The 15,563-nt window shown below is 63.5% G+C and carries 15 protein-coding genes and 1 pseudogene; 7 read left to right on the top strand and 9 right to left on the bottom strand.

Translation table 11 applies throughout. The features are described 5' to 3' along the window. Positions 1-3 precede the first annotated feature (3 nt). From AB4Z38_RS07455 to AB4Z38_RS07470, 4 genes are read left to right on the top strand one after another with little or no spacing between them, the layout of a single operon-like run. Positions 4-1,788: a flavin reductase gene (locus tag AB4Z38_RS07455; protein WP_441429137.1), complete on the top strand. Its 1,785-nt coding sequence runs from the start codon at positions 4-6 to the stop codon at positions 1,786-1,788. Positions 1,789-1,803: 15 nt separating this feature from the next. Beyond that, positions 1,804-3,393 carry a phytoene desaturase family protein gene (locus AB4Z38_RS07460; protein ID WP_441429138.1) on the top strand — a complete coding sequence of 530 codons (1,590 nt, stop codon included), beginning with the start codon at positions 1,804-1,806 and terminating at the stop codon, positions 3,391-3,393. An 8-nt stretch (positions 3,394-3,401) separates the two neighbouring features. Beyond that, the gene (locus AB4Z38_RS07465; RefSeq protein ID WP_441429139.1) at positions 3,402-4,178 is read left to right on the top strand and encodes a cyclase family protein; all 777 of its coding nucleotides are present in this window, start codon (positions 3,402-3,404) and stop codon (positions 4,176-4,178) included. Continuing rightward, on the top strand, positions 4,175-5,851 hold the full coding sequence (locus AB4Z38_RS07470) for a thiamine pyrophosphate-binding protein (protein ID WP_441429140.1): 1,677 nt from the start codon (positions 4,175-4,177) through the stop codon (positions 5,849-5,851). The genes AB4Z38_RS07465 and AB4Z38_RS07470 overlap by 4 nt, the downstream gene beginning before the upstream one ends. Before the next feature lie 115 nt (positions 5,852-5,966). On the opposite strand, the gene AB4Z38_RS07475 is transcribed toward AB4Z38_RS07470, so the two are convergent. Beyond that, positions 5,967-6,830, bottom strand: a complete 864-nt coding sequence (locus AB4Z38_RS07475) for a PaaX family transcriptional regulator (protein ID WP_441429141.1) — start codon at positions 6,828-6,830, stop codon at positions 5,967-5,969. Between the two features lie 155 nt (positions 6,831-6,985). Continuing rightward, entirely contained in the window at positions 6,986-7,126 is a 141-nt protein-coding gene (locus tag AB4Z38_RS07480) for a hypothetical protein (RefSeq protein ID WP_441429142.1), read from the bottom strand. An 84-nt stretch (positions 7,127-7,210) separates the two neighbouring features. On the opposite strand from AB4Z38_RS07480, the gene AB4Z38_RS07485 reads away from it, so the two are divergent. Continuing rightward, positions 7,211-7,912, top strand: coding sequence for a hypothetical protein (locus AB4Z38_RS07485; protein WP_441429143.1), 702 nt, complete (start codon positions 7,211-7,213; stop codon positions 7,910-7,912). A gap of 591 nt (positions 7,913-8,503) precedes the next feature. Here AB4Z38_RS07485 and AB4Z38_RS07490 read toward each other — a convergent pair. Beyond that, on the bottom strand, positions 8,504-8,635 hold the full coding sequence (locus tag AB4Z38_RS07490; RefSeq protein WP_441429144.1) for a hypothetical protein: 132 nt from the start codon (positions 8,633-8,635) through the stop codon (positions 8,504-8,506). A gap of 177 nt (positions 8,636-8,812) precedes the next feature. Next, a complete protein-coding gene (locus tag AB4Z38_RS07495; protein WP_441429145.1) occupies positions 8,813-9,718 on the bottom strand; it encodes a LysR family transcriptional regulator in 906 nt (301 codons plus the stop codon). A 167-nt stretch (positions 9,719-9,885) separates the two neighbouring features. Between AB4Z38_RS07495 and AB4Z38_RS07500 the strand changes: the two genes are divergently transcribed. Continuing rightward, positions 9,886-10,953: a YeiH family protein gene (locus AB4Z38_RS07500; RefSeq protein ID WP_441429146.1), complete on the top strand. Its 1,068-nt coding sequence runs from the start codon at positions 9,886-9,888 to the stop codon at positions 10,951-10,953. On the opposite strand, the gene AB4Z38_RS07505 is transcribed toward AB4Z38_RS07500, so the two are convergent. Both AB4Z38_RS07505 and AB4Z38_RS07510 read right to left on the bottom strand, forming a co-directional pair. Then, positions 10,950-11,297, bottom strand: coding sequence for an SDR family NAD(P)-dependent oxidoreductase (locus AB4Z38_RS07505; RefSeq protein WP_441429147.1), 348 nt, complete (start codon positions 11,295-11,297; stop codon positions 10,950-10,952). The two genes, AB4Z38_RS07500 and AB4Z38_RS07505, sit on opposite strands and share 4 nt — an antisense overlap. Positions 11,298-11,523: 226 nt before the next feature. Beyond that, positions 11,524-12,384: a universal stress protein gene (locus AB4Z38_RS07510; RefSeq protein WP_441429148.1), complete on the bottom strand. Its 861-nt coding sequence runs from the start codon at positions 12,382-12,384 to the stop codon at positions 11,524-11,526. Between the two features lie 268 nt (positions 12,385-12,652). Between AB4Z38_RS07510 and AB4Z38_RS07515 the strand changes: the two genes are divergently transcribed. Beyond that, complete coding sequence (locus AB4Z38_RS07515) at positions 12,653-13,135, top strand: DUF805 domain-containing protein (protein ID WP_441429149.1); 483 nt, start codon at positions 12,653-12,655, stop codon at positions 13,133-13,135. 116 nt (positions 13,136-13,251) lie between these two features. On the opposite strand, the pseudogene AB4Z38_RS07520 reads toward AB4Z38_RS07515, so the two are convergent. The 3 genes and pseudogenes from AB4Z38_RS07520 to AB4Z38_RS07530 form a co-directional block, all read right to left on the bottom strand. Next, positions 13,252-13,485 (bottom strand): annotated as a pseudogene (locus AB4Z38_RS07520) (UDP-glucose 4-epimerase GalE); the annotation flags it as partial. After that, complete coding sequence (locus tag AB4Z38_RS07525; protein ID WP_441429150.1) at positions 13,473-13,943, bottom strand: GbsR/MarR family transcriptional regulator; 471 nt, start codon at positions 13,941-13,943, stop codon at positions 13,473-13,475. The pseudogene AB4Z38_RS07520 and the gene AB4Z38_RS07525, both read right to left, overlap by 13 nt. Further along, a complete protein-coding gene (locus tag AB4Z38_RS07530; RefSeq protein ID WP_441429151.1) occupies positions 13,940-15,562 on the bottom strand; it encodes an ABC transporter permease in 1,623 nt (540 codons plus the stop codon). Before AB4Z38_RS07530 ends, AB4Z38_RS07525 begins: the two co-directional genes overlap by 4 nt. Between the last annotated feature and the right edge of the window lies 1 nt (position 15,563).

Here is a 15,563-nt window from a genome sequence, read left to right on the forward strand (position 1 = left end):
GAAATGCGAAAGATTGCAATTATCGGTGCCGGTGAATCCGGCGCCCAGCTGGCCCTGGGCCTGCAACGGGAGGGGTACGCGATGACGCTCTTCTCGGATCGCTCAGCCTCCCAAATCCGGACAGGTAAGGTCATGTCCAGTCAGTGCATGTTTGCTACGGCACTGGCCGCGGAGGCCCAGCTGGGCCCGGCGCTAAGCGGCCTCTATGACAGCGGGGCTGTGCCTGCGATCAATGCTATTCGAGTACGGGTCGACGTCGGAGGATCGGCGGATCCGATTGACTGGGAGGCCCCCCTGGATGCTCCGGCACGCTCAATCGACCAGCGGATCAAGAGTGCCGCCTGGATCGAGGCGTTCGTAACCGCCGGCGGGGACTTCCGAATCGAGAAGGTCACGCCGCGCATGCTTGAGGAACTCGCACGCGAGTACGAGCTGGTCATCGTCAGCACCGGAAAGGGCGAGATCGGCCAGGTCTTTCCCAAGGACAAGTCCAAGTCACCCTTCGATCGTCCTCAGCGGGTCCTCGCACTCAACTACGTCACTGTTGGCAATCCGGCGGGGGAGCAGCCTGGGGCGGAAGAAGAGCCCGGCGCCGAAGAGCTGCCCGGGCAGCGTGGTGACAGCATTCGCATGTCGATGGTGCCGGGGGTCGGGGAATTCTTCACTTTTCCCGGACTGACCGTCTCCGGACCCTGCCAAATGATGGTCTTCGAGGGAGTCGTGGGCGGTCCGATCGACCGCTGGACCGACGTCCGCACGCCAGACGAGCAGCTTCAGCGTTCGCTGGAAATCCTGGAGGAACACTTCCCGCACGAAGCAAAAAACTTTGCGGATGCAGTCCTCACGGATGAAGGTGCGACTCTCCTGGGACGCATCACCCCTACCGTGCGTTCCGCAGTGGGGGAGTTGGCTAACGGCGGACTGGTTTTCGGCCTTGGAGATGCGGTGCTGCTCAACGACCCACTCACGGGCCAAGGCTCAAACAACGCCACCCTGGCTTCCCGGTACTACCTGGACTCCATCGTTCGCAGGGGGCAGGAGCCATTCGACCGGAAATGGATGGAACGGACCTTCGACGAATTCTGGCGTGGCTGGGGTCAATGGGCGGTCACGTGGACGAACGACATGCTCAAGCCGCGCAGGGAACACCAGAAGGCGGCGTTGGGCGATGCCTCGGCGCATCCTGCCCTGGCTTCAAGCATCGCGGCCGGATTTGATGATCCACGAACCTTCTATCCATGGTGGTTTGACCCCGGAGCAGCGGCGGACTTCGTGCAGTCCAAGAAATCGGAAGACTTGGCCGCCTTTGACCTGAGGGAATTCAGGGGCGCGCTTGGACAGTTTGCCACCGGTGTCACTGTGGTCACCACCCTTGCCGCGGACGGACGGAAAGTGGGCATGACAGCAAACTCCTTCACCTCCGTCTCGATGGAACCCCCTCTGGTGCTGTGGTGCCCCAGCAAGCGGGCTCCAAGCCTCACCGACTTTGAGGAATCCACCCATTTCGCGATCAACATCCTTGCGAGCGACCAACACGTGCTGTCCCGGCAATTCGCCACTCCTTCTATCGACAAATTCGAGGGAGCCGAGACATCAGAAGGAATTGCAGGAGTTCCCCTGCTGGATGGGGCCGTGGCCACGTTCCAGTGCAGGACTATATCCCGGCACGACGCAGGCGACCATGTGATCTACGTGGGTGAGGTGGAGAAATACGAAAACCCGGGCGGGGCGCCCTTAGTGTTCCACGGCGGGAAGTACCACGCCACCGCCAGCCATCCGGACTTCTGAGAGCGGAGACACCCCATGACCTCCAGCGAAATAGCGATCATCGGTTCAGGGATCAATTCCCTGGTGGCCGCAGCGGAACTCGCCCTCGCGGGGAAGCAGGTGTGCCTGATCGAACGGCAGGACAGGCTTGGCGGCTTCATCCACTCCTCGCAACGGACACTGCCAGGTTTTGTCCACGACACCTTCTCCTCCTGGCATCCCTTGTTCGTCTCGGGAGGCGCTTATCAGTCCTTGGGACAGGAACTGCATTCAAGGGGGCTGGAATATTGCAACGCCGACGGCGCCGTAACAGCCAGCGTGGCTGCCGACCCCCGGACCGGTGCACAGAGGGTTGTCATAGCCCACCGCGACCCGAGTGTCACTGCGGCGGGGTTCGATACCCCGGAGGATGACGGCGCTTACCTTGCGATGCTGGAAGATCTCGGCCGTAACGCCGGCACCGTTTTCGGCGCGTTCGGCGCCGAACTTCGATCCTTCAAGCAGGTCCTGAAAATCGCCTTCGGTGCCTTGAAGCGAGGGAAGATCAAGGGCACAGAGGCTTTCGTGCGGGACTCCGTGATGAGCGGCCGCAACTACCTCAGGAGCCGGTTTGACGGGTGGGAGGCAGACCAGCTCTGGTCCCCATGGCTGCTCCATGCCGGTCTTGGCCCAGACCAGGCCACCGGCGGCGTCATGTTGCCCGTCATGGCGATGAGCATGCACGCTCACGGCCTGCCGGTGGTCAAGGGTGGTGCCTCGAACTTTGTTGCCGCCTTTGAGTCGCTGCTACGTGAAAAAGGCGTACGAATTCTGTTGGATACAGATGTCGACAAAGTCCTCGTGGAAGCCGGCAAGGTTGTGGGCCTGAAGACGTCCAACGGCCCCATCGACACGAGTACGGTCCTTGCCAATGTCTCTCCGCAAGCCCTGTACTCCCGGCTACTCAGCCAAGCACCGGAGGGCGCAGCCAAAGCCGCCGTACGGTACCAGAACGGCCGCGGCGCAATGCAGATCCACCTCGCTCTGGACAAACCCGTGGAATGGCTGGACGCCAGACTGAACACGGTTCCCCTAGTGCACGTGAGCAACGGCTCCGACAGTACCGGCATAGCGTGCGCCCAAGCCGAAGGGGGTTTGCTGCCGGCGGAGCCGACAGTGGTGGTCGGGCAGCAGTGCGTACTCGACCCATCAAGGGCGCCCCTTGGCAAGGCGACGCTCTGGTTGCAGCTGCAGGAGGTACCCTTCGCGCCCAAAGGGGATGCCGCAGGGGCGCTTGCCGTGGACGACGGCTGGTCCGCAGAGCTGAAGGAACAGTACATGGAGCGTGTCCTGTCCAGGCTTGAACAGTTCGCGCCTGGTACGCGCGACTCAGTCCTGGCATGGGACATCCTGGCACCAACTGACCTGGCCTCGGAGAATCCCAACGCCGTCAAAGGGGACCCCTATGGGGGATCTGCTGAGCTCTTCCAGAATCTGCTGTGGCGTCCCTTCCCTGAGGCAGCGGGACACAGGACCCCGGTCAAGGGACTGTGGCATATAGGCGCTTCCACCCACCCCGGTCCCGGGCTTTCCGGCGGCTCGGGTCATCTCGTAGCCCAAAGACTGAACAAATCATCAAAACCATAGGAGAACAAATGTCTGTCCTCAGCGGGCTCATGGCTGCCCTGTCCGATGGCTCGATCGAAGTCATCGACCTTACGACACCCCTCAGCGGTGATACCCCCGTACTTAGCCTGCCGCAGCCGCTCGCCAACACTGTAGGTCTCACGCTCTCGCCGGTGAGCAATTTCGACGACGCCGGACCCGCCTGGGCGTGGAACGATGTCACCGTCGGTGAACACGCCGGCACCCACTTGGATGCACCTGTCCACTGGATTACGGGCCGCGAGGGAAAGTCGGTGGACCGGATCGAGCCTCGGCGACTGGTGGGCCCCGCCGTCGTCATCGACAAGAGGGCCGAGGTAGCGCAGGACCCTGATTTCCTGCTCGAACCGGAGCACCTTGAACAGTGGCAAGAAGAGCATGGGCAACTGCCCGAGAACTGTTGGGTGATCTTCAGGACCGGCTGGTCCGCGCGCGGAGGAAATGCGTCGGACTTCGTCAATGCTGACGAAAGCGGCCCGCATACTCCCGGTGTCTCTGTTGCAGGCGCGAAGTGGATTGCCGGCAACGACAGAATCAGCGGGTTCGGCGTGGAAACCGTTGGCATCGACGCCGGTCAGGCGGCAAGCATGGACCCCATGTTCCCGGTCCATTCCTTCCTCCTCGGGGCGGACAAATACGGAGTGACATCGCTCCGGCAACTTGACCGTCTCCCGGTCGTAGGCGCGACCTTGGTGGTTGCGCCGCTTCCGATCGTCGGCGGAACCGGCAGCCCGAGCCGTGTCTACGCATTGGTGGAGGCTTCATGAACGGGGCGGTTCAAGTGTCCGTGCTGGTAGGGAGGACCCTCGCCAGCTTGGGAGTCGGGCATGTCTTCGGCGTAGTTGGCAGCGGCAACTTTGAGGTCACCAATGCCCTCATCAAGGGAGGGGTTCCCTATACGGCGGCCAGGCACGAGGGCGGGGCGGCCACCATGGCTGATGCCTACTCCAGGATGTCAGGGAAGGTGGGCGTGGTGACAACCCACCAGGGTTGTGGTCTGAGCAACGCGATCACGGGAATCGGTGAAGCGGCGAAGAGCCGCACGCCCCTCCTTGTGCTCACTGCCGACACACAGGCGTCCGCGATCTGGTCGAACTTCAAGATTGACCAGGACGCGCTTGCCCGAAGCGTCGGGGCTGTGGCCGAACGGATCCATTCAGCCGACACCGCAATCGCAGACACGGTGAGGGCATTCCGGACCGCTGTCAATGAACGTCGCACCGTTGTCCTCAACCTGCCCCTTGACGTGCAAAACGCAACGGCGCCGGATCTGGTGGGCGATGTTGGGATTCAGGAACCATCCCGGATCAGGCCTGACGCGGCTGCCGTGGAAAAACTTGTGGCCCTGATTGCCGCGGCCCGTCGTCCGGTTTTCGTCGCGGGGCGCGGCGGGAGGGGCGCCAGGGACTCCATCCTGGCATTGGCCCGGCATGCGGGGGCGCTCGTGGCAACTTCCGCCGTCGCAAGCGGCCTGTTCAACGGCGATTCACACAACCTGGGCATTTCCGGTGGCTTTTCATCCCCGGTTACTGCGGAGCTCATCAGTGGCGCGGACCTGATCGTCGCCTGGGGCTGCGCCCTGAACATGTGGACCATGCGGCACGGACGGCTGATTTCCGCTGGCACCAAAGTGATCCAGATCGACGTCGAGGACGCCGCCTTGGGCGCCAACCGGCCGATCACCCTCGGCGTGCTGGGCGACTCTGCCCTCGTGGCGGAGGACGCTGTGGCGGCCTTGCGCAGGATCCAGCCGGCCTCCGCGGAGAAGTATCGAACCGAGCGGAACGCGTTGACCATCAAGCAAGGCTCACGGTGGCGGGACGTTGAAACACCGGACCTGTCCGCGGCGATGTCCATCGATCCGCGGGTGATCAGCCGGGAACTCGATTCGATCCTCCCGGCTGAGAGGATCGTCGCCGTCGATTCGGGCAACTTCATGGGATACCCGAGTCAATATCTGGAGGTGCCGGACGAGTTTGGTTTCTGCTTCACCCAGGCCTTCCAAGCAATCGGCCTAGGCCTCTACACGGCCATAGGTGCAGCCGTCGCCCGCCCGGATCGCCTCCCTGTCCTCGGCGCAGGGGATGGCGGGTTTCTGATGGGCATTACGGAACTGGAAACCGCCGTGCGCCTCAAACTGCCCCTCGTCTGCATCATCTACAACGACGCCGCCTACGGCGCCGAGGTCCACCATTTCGCCGAACACCATCAGGACGCAGAGCTTGGCACGGTGTCGTTCCCCGACACAGACATCGCAGCCATCGCGAGGGGATTTGGCGCCGACGGCGTGACGGTCCGCACTGTGGATGACCTCCAGCCGGTGCGTGACTGGGTTGCTTTGTACCGCAACGGGAATCAAGAACGCCCTCTCGTGATCGATGCAAAGATTGCCTCGGATGGTGGATCCTGGTGGCTGGCGGAGGCGTTCCGAGGCCACTGACGGACCATCGGCCTTGACTCGCAGACCGGGCCCTAAACGAGGGAGTGTTCATTCAGCGAAGGGCCGGGGCCGGCAAAACGGGCCCGGCTCCTTCGGAAGGCTGTTGCTGTTCGGACTAATTTGCGCCGACGACGGACAGCGCGTAGCGCTGGGCCTTGGGGCCAAGCAGTTGGTGCAGTTTTGTGAAGAGTTCCTGGGCGGCGAGGCCGTGCCAGTTATCGGGCAGGTACTCTTGGGGAAGTCCAGGGTCCATGTAGGGCAGCCGACGCCATTGGGTGACCATGGGGACATAGTCGGCGAAGGCCTGCTTCAGCAGCTCGGGGGACTCGGAATCCTCTTGTTCGTGCTGCAACCACCGCTGGAGGACGGGCTCGTGTTGCTCCATAAAGTCGGTGTAGAGCGCTTCAAGTGAGGGCAGGTCCCACCATTGCCCCACTTTCTCGTCGATCTGTCCCTCGGTCAGGTGAGTTGCTTTGAACAGATCGACATAGTCCATGAGTCCGGCGCGTCGAAGTTGCTGTTCCACCTCGTGTGCCAAATTGCCGGGTGCGATCCACAGCCCAGGGGACACCTGGCCGCACCCGATACGGGTCAGGATGGTCCTCAGCTTGTGCCGTAGGTGCCTTTGGGCCTCGGGGACGGAGAACGACGCCAGGAGCCAAGCGTCGTCCTTCTTGGCGCGGAGCGGCGCGAAAATACGTTCGTCGCCTGCCGTGAAGACGTCCTCAAGTTCAGGTGAAAGCTTGTAGGCAGCGGAGCCTCCACGCTTCAAACTGACGAGCACGCCGCGTTTCTTCAGCCGCGACACGGAAGACCGTACGCCTGCCGACTCCACTCCCAAGTCACCTAGAAGCTGTATGAGGTCGGCAACAGCGAGCGTCCCGTCTTGGTTGCGGGCGTAGAGGCCATACACGGTAACGATCAGGTGTTGATGGCGTGGCATCGGGGCAACGTCGGGGACAGCATCGGCGTTGGCCATTCAGTACTACCTCTATTTATTGGTTCGGGTTCAGTGACAGTCATAGGCTACATCGGCAGACCTCATTCAAGCTGAAGCATGGTGGGCGGAAATTCCCCTAATACTGGTTCTCGACTCGTTCCGGATGCGGCCGGTATTCGAGCGGACACCAAGTGTCAGATGAACGTCAGGCCGGCCCAGGCAGTCGCAACAGGTGTGGTGCCACCAAACACGGCCCTGAACTCTTCCTCAAGCAAGGCCTTCATGGACAGTTCGTGGGCATTTTCCTTGTCTTCTTCAAAGCGTGAACCAGACATCGTCGTCTCCTTGGAAGTGCACGTAGAACGGAACACTCTTGTGTCCGCGATACATGCGGCATGAATCAAGTGTATGACGCTACGGTGACGCTCGTAAATACTTCTCTATATATTCTTATGCTTGAGGAACTGGTCTGGCTCACGACCCGCACGCCGGAGAACATCGTGGTCAACCTCGAAGACGTTCCAGACCATGTCACACCTGCGCTGGACGCCAGCTGCCCTGGCGCCGGAAGGCATCGTGGCCCCCTGACGGTTTGGGAGGAATCCAGGCTGCGGAGGACTCAAGGGGGCGGGCATGCCCGGGTGCCGCCAGTGGGCGGCCCCGGCCACGTGCTGCTATATCCGGGGCCGTCATCAACTACACCCGCGTTGCCGGTCGGCTTGAGCAACTTCCGCTATGAGAAGCCGTGGCGCCCGCCGAGCCTGCTCCTTGAGGCGGACCCTCCGCGTCACGACGCGCCCCGCGCCGCCCTTACCAAGATCCTCGGTCCGCGCGAAATCCGTAGACTGGGGGAGTCCTGGGCCGCCGACGCCGAAGAACTTGTCGAGGATCTGCTGGCACGAGGCACTGAGTTCGACGCCGTCACGGACCTGGCCGCGGCGTTTCCCCTCCGGGTCTTTCCCGATGCGGTGCGGATACCCCAGGCCGGTCGGGAAAACTTCCTGCCCTATGGGGACCACGTCTTCAATGCCTTTGGCCTGCCCAATGAGCTCGTGGCCAGGGGCGCTCCACCGACGGTGAACTTGCCCTGTGAGTTCTCGACCTCGAGAGACTTCACTTGACCGTCGTAGTATTCGTTGACCTTTCTTCAGGCATTCGTCATATCCAATCTCTCTGACAGAGGCCTTCCGGCTACCTGCCATCAACATTCGCAAGCCCGATGGGGAAGGACAATCGCCCCGGTGTACATTCGGGGGAACTGCATCTGAATGCCATGGCCACCCGGCCCTTATCGACGGCTACGTTCTTTGGTCACAGTCGGCGTTCCCGCTCGGATTCTTGGGTCGAGCCGTCACGGTCCTTTTTTCGAATATTCTCCAGAACACCGCGTCGTGATCTGACCGTTCATTACGGGAGCAATCAGGGTTTCGAACGTTGATGATTCGCCGTGGATCGCAGTGCAGGGGCTGACGAATTGGGCGGTCGTCATGATGACCCCGCTCGTCGTCGGCATGATCCTTTAGTTGCTGTAGGGTCTGATCAGCCAACAGCCCCGCCGCCTGGCGCGGGCCCTGGGTGGTGGTGGGGCCGCAGCCATTCCCAGGGTGGCCCGCGCCGTCTACTTGGTGGGATTGCGCCCTCCGGCTGAGATCCGGCGACGTCGTTCATCGCTTAGGCGCACGCTTCCGGATGTCTGCCCCTTGGGGCACTGTTTAGAAGCTTGGCCGCCTGGTTTCGACGGCGTCATCGCTGACCGCGACGATCTCGCGCCAGCGGTCGAACAGCGAGCAGGGGTGGGAGATGCCCAGGACCCTGCGTCCGGCTTCCGGGGCGGAGCTTCCCACTCCCGGGCCCGTGGACAACGACCTCGACCGGGACGCCCTGAGGGAGGGCTGCCACGGCGTTTGCCGCACTGCGAAGGGTTGCCGCGAGCCTGGCGCTCTCGGCCAGACGGCCGATACAGGACACGAAATCGCGTGGGGCAGCGGACACAATCCTCTGCCCCACGTTGATCATGAAGTCTAGTTTTGGGATGTTCTCTGGCTACGAACGAGCCGTACGAGCTCTGCTTCTGGACCTGATAGTTGACGGGGTCCGTCCCACACCGCACGCAACGCCCGATGGAGGACAAGATCCTGGACCGGCACGATCTTCATTTCTCCGGCCTTTACTTGGTCTGCCACTGCAAGGGTGCTCATTACTGAAGGACCCATGCCGGCCAAAACGCTTGTACGGATAGCGGCCGCGCTGCCAAGTTCGAGCAGGGGGGCTGCGCGCGGGTACTCGAGCAATGCAAGGTCAAGCGTGATCCGGGTGCCTGACCCCGGTTCACGGACCAGCAAGGATGTTGATGCAAGCTCGGCAATGGAGATCGGTTCCCGTCGCCGGGTCCACGGGTGTTTAGGATGAACTACAACGACGAGTTCATCGCGGGCTACGGTGAGGCTATGCAAGCTCCGAGGGATGGTGGGAGATTCCACGAAGCCAATATCGCAAGCTCCGCTGGTCACATCCTCGAAAACCTGCGCGGAATTATGGACAAGCAAGTGTATTCGGACTTCAGGGTGCAGTCTTCCAAAGGTGCCAAGCCAACTGGGCACCAGGTGCTCGGCGACAGTCATGCTGGCAGCTACCGTCAGTGCGGTCCGTCTCTCAGCACGCAGGGAATCGGTAGCCTCCAGCATCTGCCGTGCTTCGGCGAGGATTCTTCGCGCCCAATGGGCCACGACTGTGCCTTGCGGGGTGAGTGTGGAACCCGCTGGACTGCGCTGCAGCAGGGTCATGCCCAGCTGGCGCTCCATCACTCTGATCGATCGGCTCGCGTTGGGTTGAGCTAGGCCCACCCGCCGGCTGGCAGCGCTGAGGCTTCCGTAATCGTCCACTCCAACCACTAGTTCCAGCACGGTCAGATCCGGCCACTTTGCCATGCGCTCAGCATATAACAATGCGGAACGTGTTGCGATTTTGATATATCCCCATGTCAAGAAGACGGCTATCCCCGGACCGTATCTAGGCCGAGAATTGGGAGATGAGGAGCCAGGAGATCCAGAGCGAGCCTGATGCATGCCCGGCTCCGGGAGGATCGCAGACAAGTATGAGACAAGACGTTGCCACACCCGCAAAAGACGAACAGCAGGATGCGCGGCTTCCCCGAGGCTTGAGGAACAGGCGGTTGCCCGGACTGGTCGCGGCCGCCGTCGCCGTCGCCATCGCCTGGCTGATCCATTCGACGGTCCCGGTGGTGCCTTTCCTCACGGCATCAGTGATGCTGGGCATTCTTTCTGCAAATCTCCCCGGGATCAGTACGGCCGTAGAAGGAGTCCTGCAGCCCGGGCTGGTATTTTCCGCCAAGCGGTTCATGCGGCTGGGAATCGTTCTGCTGGGTCTCAAACTCAGCCTCATCGATGTAGCCGCGCTGGGCTGGAAGACGCTGGCGATCGTGGTTGGCATTGTCCTGCTGACCTTTATCGGAACGCTGGTCCTGGGCAAGGCACTCAAACTTCCGGGCGATCAGCCCTTGCTTCTCGCTACAGGATTTTCCATCTGCGGCGCCTCCGCCATTGGGGCCATGAGCGGGGTCACCAAAACGGACCACCGCGACACCGTTGTTCCAATCGCCCTTGTGACCCTGTGCGGGACGCTGGCGATCGCGGCCCTTCCTGCGCTCAAGGGGCCCCTTGGCCTGGACACTCTTCAGTTCGGATACTGGGTGGGAGCCAGCGTCCACGACGTGGGGCAGGTTGTGGCAACGGCTCAGACGGCGGGTGCGGCTTCCCTTGCCGGAGCGCTCATCATCAAACTCACTCGTGTGCTGATGCTGGCGCCGATGGTCACAGGAGCCGCGCTGGTGGGACGCTCCCGCCGCCGACGGACGGCAAACGCCGCTGAAGACACGGATATCAAGCTTCCTCCGCTGATCCCGCTCTTCGTGGCCGGGTTCATGGCGATGATCGTTCTGCGGACGCTGGGGATCCTGCCGCCTGTTGTCCTCGAAGTTGCCGGCACGGTCCAGGACCTGCTGCTTGCCGCAGCCCTGTACGGGCTTGGGGCGTCAGTGCAGGTCCGGTCTCTGCTCCAGACCAGTGGCAGGGCCATCATCGCAGCGATGCTCTCCTGGGGTCTCATCGCAGCACTGGCATTGGTCGGCGTGCACCTCGTCTAGGAGCACACCGTCATGACCACCATGGAACTCATGATTCGGCGCTGATGGTCGCGGCATAGGCTGAGCGCACGTCGATCCGGCCGAAGCGGTCGACGGCGGCCCGCACCGCCGCTTGCGCCGCGGCGGGGTCGGTGACGTCGAGCTTCACGGCCAACAGCCTCGTTCTCGCCGATGGCCTGGGCGAGCTTTTCGGGGTTGCGGCCTGTGGCGACCACCGCGTGGCCGGCGGCCAGCGCGGCGTTCGCGATGTCGGTTCCCATGCCCCGTCCGGCGCCGGTGATGAACCAGACTTCTTTCTCCGTCATGTTTTCCTTATGCTCTGTGCTGGTTTTCCGTTCAGTCATGGTCTGTCCTTTCTGGGTTGGGTGTTCCCGGCTGCGTGTGGGAGCGCACGCCGGGGGCGAAGGATCCACCGGCGGGATCCCCTGCGATGGTGGTTCCGGGGGGCGATGCCGCACAGCGTCAGAGACGCCGCGGATACTGCCGCGCTCCAGGCGGGTGTAGTAATCCGTGCTCAGAGACGGGACGCGACCACCCGTCGCGAAAAATTGTGATGACCGGGCTAGCTCCTTAGCTCGTGAGCTTCACCCGACGCACCCGGGTAATGACGGTTGGGCAGGGCAAGGACCTGAGTACAGTGTGGGCGGTCGATCCCATGAGGAGGCGTTTGAAGCTGCCCCTTCCGCGGCTTCCCAGCACCAGCAACGTGGCATTGGCGGCGGCGTCCGTGAGTGCTTCCGCCGGTTCGTTGTTGGACACCAGAACCTGATGGACAACCATGTCGGGATAGTTTTCGGCCAGGCCGGCGACGGTCTCGGCGAGGACGATTCGTTCTTCTTCCAAGATGGTCTCGGCGACGTCGCTCGCCGGCATCACGCGCTGGATGAGCGGCGGCGCTAGGACGGCGTGAACCACTGTCAGCTCCTGGCTGTCCTTGTCCGCTTCTTCGGCCGCGAAGGAAACCGCTTGCGTAGATTCTTCAGAACCGTCAGCGCCGACCACGATGCCGCGGCGCCCCGTCATGTCCTGCTCCCCGACTACTGCTACAGGGCACAGGGCGACGGCGGCGATCTGCAGCGCCCTGTCAGCCACAGGTCCTCCAGGCCAGTTGTGGCCGGTTCCGATGACAACCATCGAGGCCCCTTTCGAGTGCTTCCTGAGCGCCTGCCCGGGGCTACCGGAGAACAGCAAGGTCTTTACCTGGACCGACGGCTCCAATTCGCCCGCATATGCGGCGGTTTTGCTCAGCAGCTCGTTTGCCGCGGCCTTGACCACCTCGCTGGAACCGACTGATTCGTCGAGCCATCGACTGTCGACCGCGTGAACGAGCAGCACCGGGAGTTTATGTCGTGCCGCCCGGTCCATCGCCCAAGCCAACGCGGCCCGGCTCGCCTTGGTGTCAACGACGCCGACAACGATTGGTTTCTTCATGACTCTGTCCGCCTCCATGAAATGTGGCTCCCTCTTTCGGGATGCTTTGCGCACCATTGTCTGCTCGTTTGGCCCGGCCCGGCAGGGCCGGAAGTCCCGCAGGCGAAGATCTTCAAGTGCCTGAAGTCACCAGGGACGGAACACGGACTGACTCGCGGATCCTGCCGGTGTCACTGGTCCGAGGCAGGGCTTTGTGCCCTGTTCTGATAGGCCGGACTGCGCCTAGCATGCTAGGTGTCGAATAAGTCTGCATGGAAGGGCTTGAATCATGTCCAGCTATCAGCCTCAGAATTTTCCCCCGGGTGGAGTCCCGCTTGAGCTGCCATACTATGGAGCCCCGCCGATCGAAGCCGTCAAACGATTCTGGAAGAAATACGCAATCTTCCACGGGCGGGCGAGCCGCAGTGAGTATTGGTGGTGGTTCCTCGCCTCAGCCATCGTCTCAGGTGTCATCAATGCGGCCGGTGCGACAGGGAACGGCAACACCAGCACCTCGACGGCCCTTGGCGGCCTGTGGTTCCTGGCGACGATCGTGCCTTCGCTCGCCTTGGCCGCGCGGCGCCTGCACGACGCGAATCTCAGTGCGTTGTTCTTGTTGCTCGCCTTGGTCCCGGTGCTCGGATGGATTGCGCTGCTTGTGTTAGTGCTCCTGCCGGCCAATCCCAGGGGTCAGCGCTTCGACCGACTGGTGCAGGCATATCCGCCGCCGTATCCGCCGAACCCGCCGCAGCCGTATCCGCCTCAGGCTTGAGGCTCAGGCGTCGCAAGCTCGGCCCGGGTCCCTCGCCGGTGTGGGCACTGCCAACGCGGGGTCACTTACGGTCCGTCCCAAGGGACATTATGGGCCGTAAGTGACCCCGCGTTGCTTTAAGAGCTGTAGCCGAGCGGGTTGTTCTTCTGCCAGCGCCAGTGGTCTTCGCACATTTGGTCCACGGTCTTCGTGGTGGACCAGCTCAGATCCGCGAGGGCGGAGGAGGCGTCGGCCCAGAACGCGGGCAGGTCTTCTGCGCGGCGGCCCGTGATTTCGTATGGCAGCGGGTGGCCCACGGCCTGTTCGAAGGCATGGAGCATCCCCAGCAAGGACATGCCTAGGCCCTGACCCGCGTGTGTTCCCACTCATCCAGGAGGCCGGGGAGCCGGGTCAGGAGGAAGCGGTAGAAGGCGCCCATCTCGGTGACCCTTGCCTTGGCCGCTGATCCTTCCGGGAGTCTTGATGCGGTGGAATCGGCGAGCTCGGCGAGGCGCTCGTAGACGGGGTTCTGCCGGAGCGAGGCGACGTACCAGGCGTTGTCGGGGAGAGCGTAGCGGTCGCGTCGGCTGCCGGGTTGCGAGACCCGGTGGACGAAGCCGACGGTCTGCAAGTAGCGTACGGCGCCGGAGACGGCGGCCGCGCTCGCGCCCAGCCTCTCGGAGAGCTCGGCCGCTGTCAGCCAGCCGTCGTCGGAGACCACAAGGGCCATGAGCGCGCGGGCAGGCATCTTGGGGAAACCGGCGGCCGTGAGCACGGCCGCGGACGTCTCGGCGGCGTCGGGCATGAGCTTGCTCCCCGGATCTGTCACGCTGTTCCCACCTCACGGCGGCGCACTGCCGCAAGCGAGAGCGCCGTGAGGACCGCGGCGATGCCGAGCATCCAGAAGCCGCCGCTCCAGTCGGTCCCGGTGCTCGTGGTGACGGGGGTGTGGGTGAACGGCGAGAGGTCCCGGAGCTTCTGGTCAAGGCCGAGCATGCCGCCGTAGATTCCGAGGACGACGCCCACACCCAGGAGCGCCCACCCGGCAGGGATCGTGGCACGGGGCCAGACGACGAACATTGCGGCGGGCAGAGCGAGGTAAATGAGTGCCGCGGGGAGCTGGTCGACGGAAGTCTGCCAGACGTCGCCGACGGCGCTTGAGGTGTCTCCGGACGCGACGAGGGAGAGCCACGCTCCGAGAGCCGTGAACGCCATGACGAGCACGACCGAGACGGCGCCGAGGCCGAGGAAGCTCCCGAGCCAGCGCATCCGGTTCACCGACTCGGCCAGGACGGGCTCGGCGGTTCCGGCCACCTCTTCCTGACGGAGGCGAAGGACGGCCTGGAGACCGCACGCTGCGGCAAGGATTCCAGCTACTTCGAACAGGGCCGCGACGAGGAGCTGGGTCATTGATGTGCCCTGTGCCTCGATCATTCCGCGGAGCACGGCCGTGATTTGGGGGTTGGAGGTGATCGAGGACTGTATCGCCGACCCGAGCGAGCCCGTGAGGAGGCCTGTCGCGAGGCCACCGATGCACCAGCCGATGATCGCGCCCTGCTGGAGGCGCAGCGCGAGCGAGAAGGTCCCGCGCAGCCAGGGCCTGGCGTCTGCGCGTCCGGATCGTCCGGCGAACACGCTCGCGCCGACGTCCCGGCGCGCCATGATAGCTACGACGATGGCGGTGCACACTGCCCCGAGCGCGAGTGGCAGGAGCAGAGGCCACAAACGGTTGCCCGTGTAGGCGAAAGTCTGCTGGCCCCAGCCGATGGGGGAGATCCAGCTCGGCCATGCGGCCGTCATGGTCGTCCCATCAGGACCGACCTGTCCGGTCGCGTCCCCGAAACCGCGCAGCAGGTACGCGACCATCACGAGCGCCGACGAGATGCCGTTGGCCCCACGCGAGGTGCTGAAGAACTCGGAGGCCAACAGGCCCACGCCGAGAAAAGCGAAGCCCACCGCCCCCGTCGCGAAGCCAGCCACGAGCGAGCCGGCCGGGTCAAGCCCGCCGGCCATGAAGCCGAGCGCCGTCGCGATGGCTACGAGCACGTTGGCCACGGCGCCGTGAAGGACTGTCGCCCCGAGCGGGGCCCAGCGGCCGGCGGCCGTCGCCGCGATGATCTCGCCCCGGCCCGACTCCTCTTCCGCCCGGGTGTGACGGACGGCCAAGAACGTATTCATGAGTCCGGCAAGGACACCCAGGAACGCGAAGATCTCGAAGAACGTGAACGAATCGAGTCCCGGACCGCGGGGGAGGCCGCGCAGCACGAGGATCGCGGGGGCAGCGGTCGCGAGCTGCAGGACCTGCGCGCGCGTCGCGTCGTCGCCGAAGGTCTTCGCTATGGCTGCGACGGCGAACAGCGCGAGCAATCCGATCGAGAGGACCCAGACAATCACCTGCCAGCGGTCCCGGCGCAACCGCTGCCGGTACAGGATCCAGAGCGCGCCCATG

The organism is Arthrobacter sp. 2RAF6, assembly GCF_052115205.1.
Lineage (GTDB): Bacteria > Actinomycetota > Actinomycetes > Actinomycetales > Micrococcaceae > Arthrobacter.

What these genes read in the sequence shown, in the direction of transcription:
- AB4Z38_RS07455 (WP_441429137.1), top strand. Translation starts at nt 4, where the DNA reads ATGCGAAAGATTGCAATTATCGGTGCCGGTGAATCCGGCGCCCAGCTG.
- AB4Z38_RS07460 (WP_441429138.1), top strand. Translation starts at nt 1,804, where the DNA reads ATGACCTCCAGCGAAATAGCGATCATCGGTTCAGGGATCAATTCCCTG.
- AB4Z38_RS07465 (WP_441429139.1), top strand. Translation starts at nt 3,402, where the DNA reads ATGTCTGTCCTCAGCGGGCTCATGGCTGCCCTGTCCGATGGCTCGATC.
- AB4Z38_RS07470 (WP_441429140.1), top strand. Translation starts at nt 4,175, where the DNA reads ATGAACGGGGCGGTTCAAGTGTCCGTGCTGGTAGGGAGGACCCTCGCC.
- AB4Z38_RS07475 (WP_441429141.1), bottom strand. Translation starts at nt 6,830, where the DNA reads ATGGCCAACGCCGATGCTGTCCCCGACGTTGCCCCGATGCCACGCCAT.
- AB4Z38_RS07480 (WP_441429142.1), bottom strand. Translation starts at nt 7,126, where the DNA reads ATGTCTGGTTCACGCTTTGAAGAAGACAAGGAAAATGCCCACGAACTG.
- AB4Z38_RS07495 (WP_441429145.1), bottom strand. Translation starts at nt 9,718, where the DNA reads ATGGCAAAGTGGCCGGATCTGACCGTGCTGGAACTAGTGGTTGGAGTG.
- AB4Z38_RS07500 (WP_441429146.1), top strand. Translation starts at nt 9,886, where the DNA reads ATGAGACAAGACGTTGCCACACCCGCAAAAGACGAACAGCAGGATGCG.
- AB4Z38_RS07505 (WP_441429147.1), bottom strand. Translation starts at nt 11,297, where the DNA reads ATGACTGAACGGAAAACCAGCACAGAGCATAAGGAAAACATGACGGAG.
- AB4Z38_RS07510 (WP_441429148.1), bottom strand. Translation starts at nt 12,384, where the DNA reads ATGAAGAAACCAATCGTTGTCGGCGTCGTTGACACCAAGGCGAGCCGG.
- AB4Z38_RS07515 (WP_441429149.1), top strand. Translation starts at nt 12,653, where the DNA reads ATGTCCAGCTATCAGCCTCAGAATTTTCCCCCGGGTGGAGTCCCGCTT.
- AB4Z38_RS07530 (WP_441429151.1), bottom strand. Translation starts at nt 15,562, where the DNA reads ATGGGCGCGCTCTGGATCCTGTACCGGCAGCGGTTGCGCCGGGACCGC.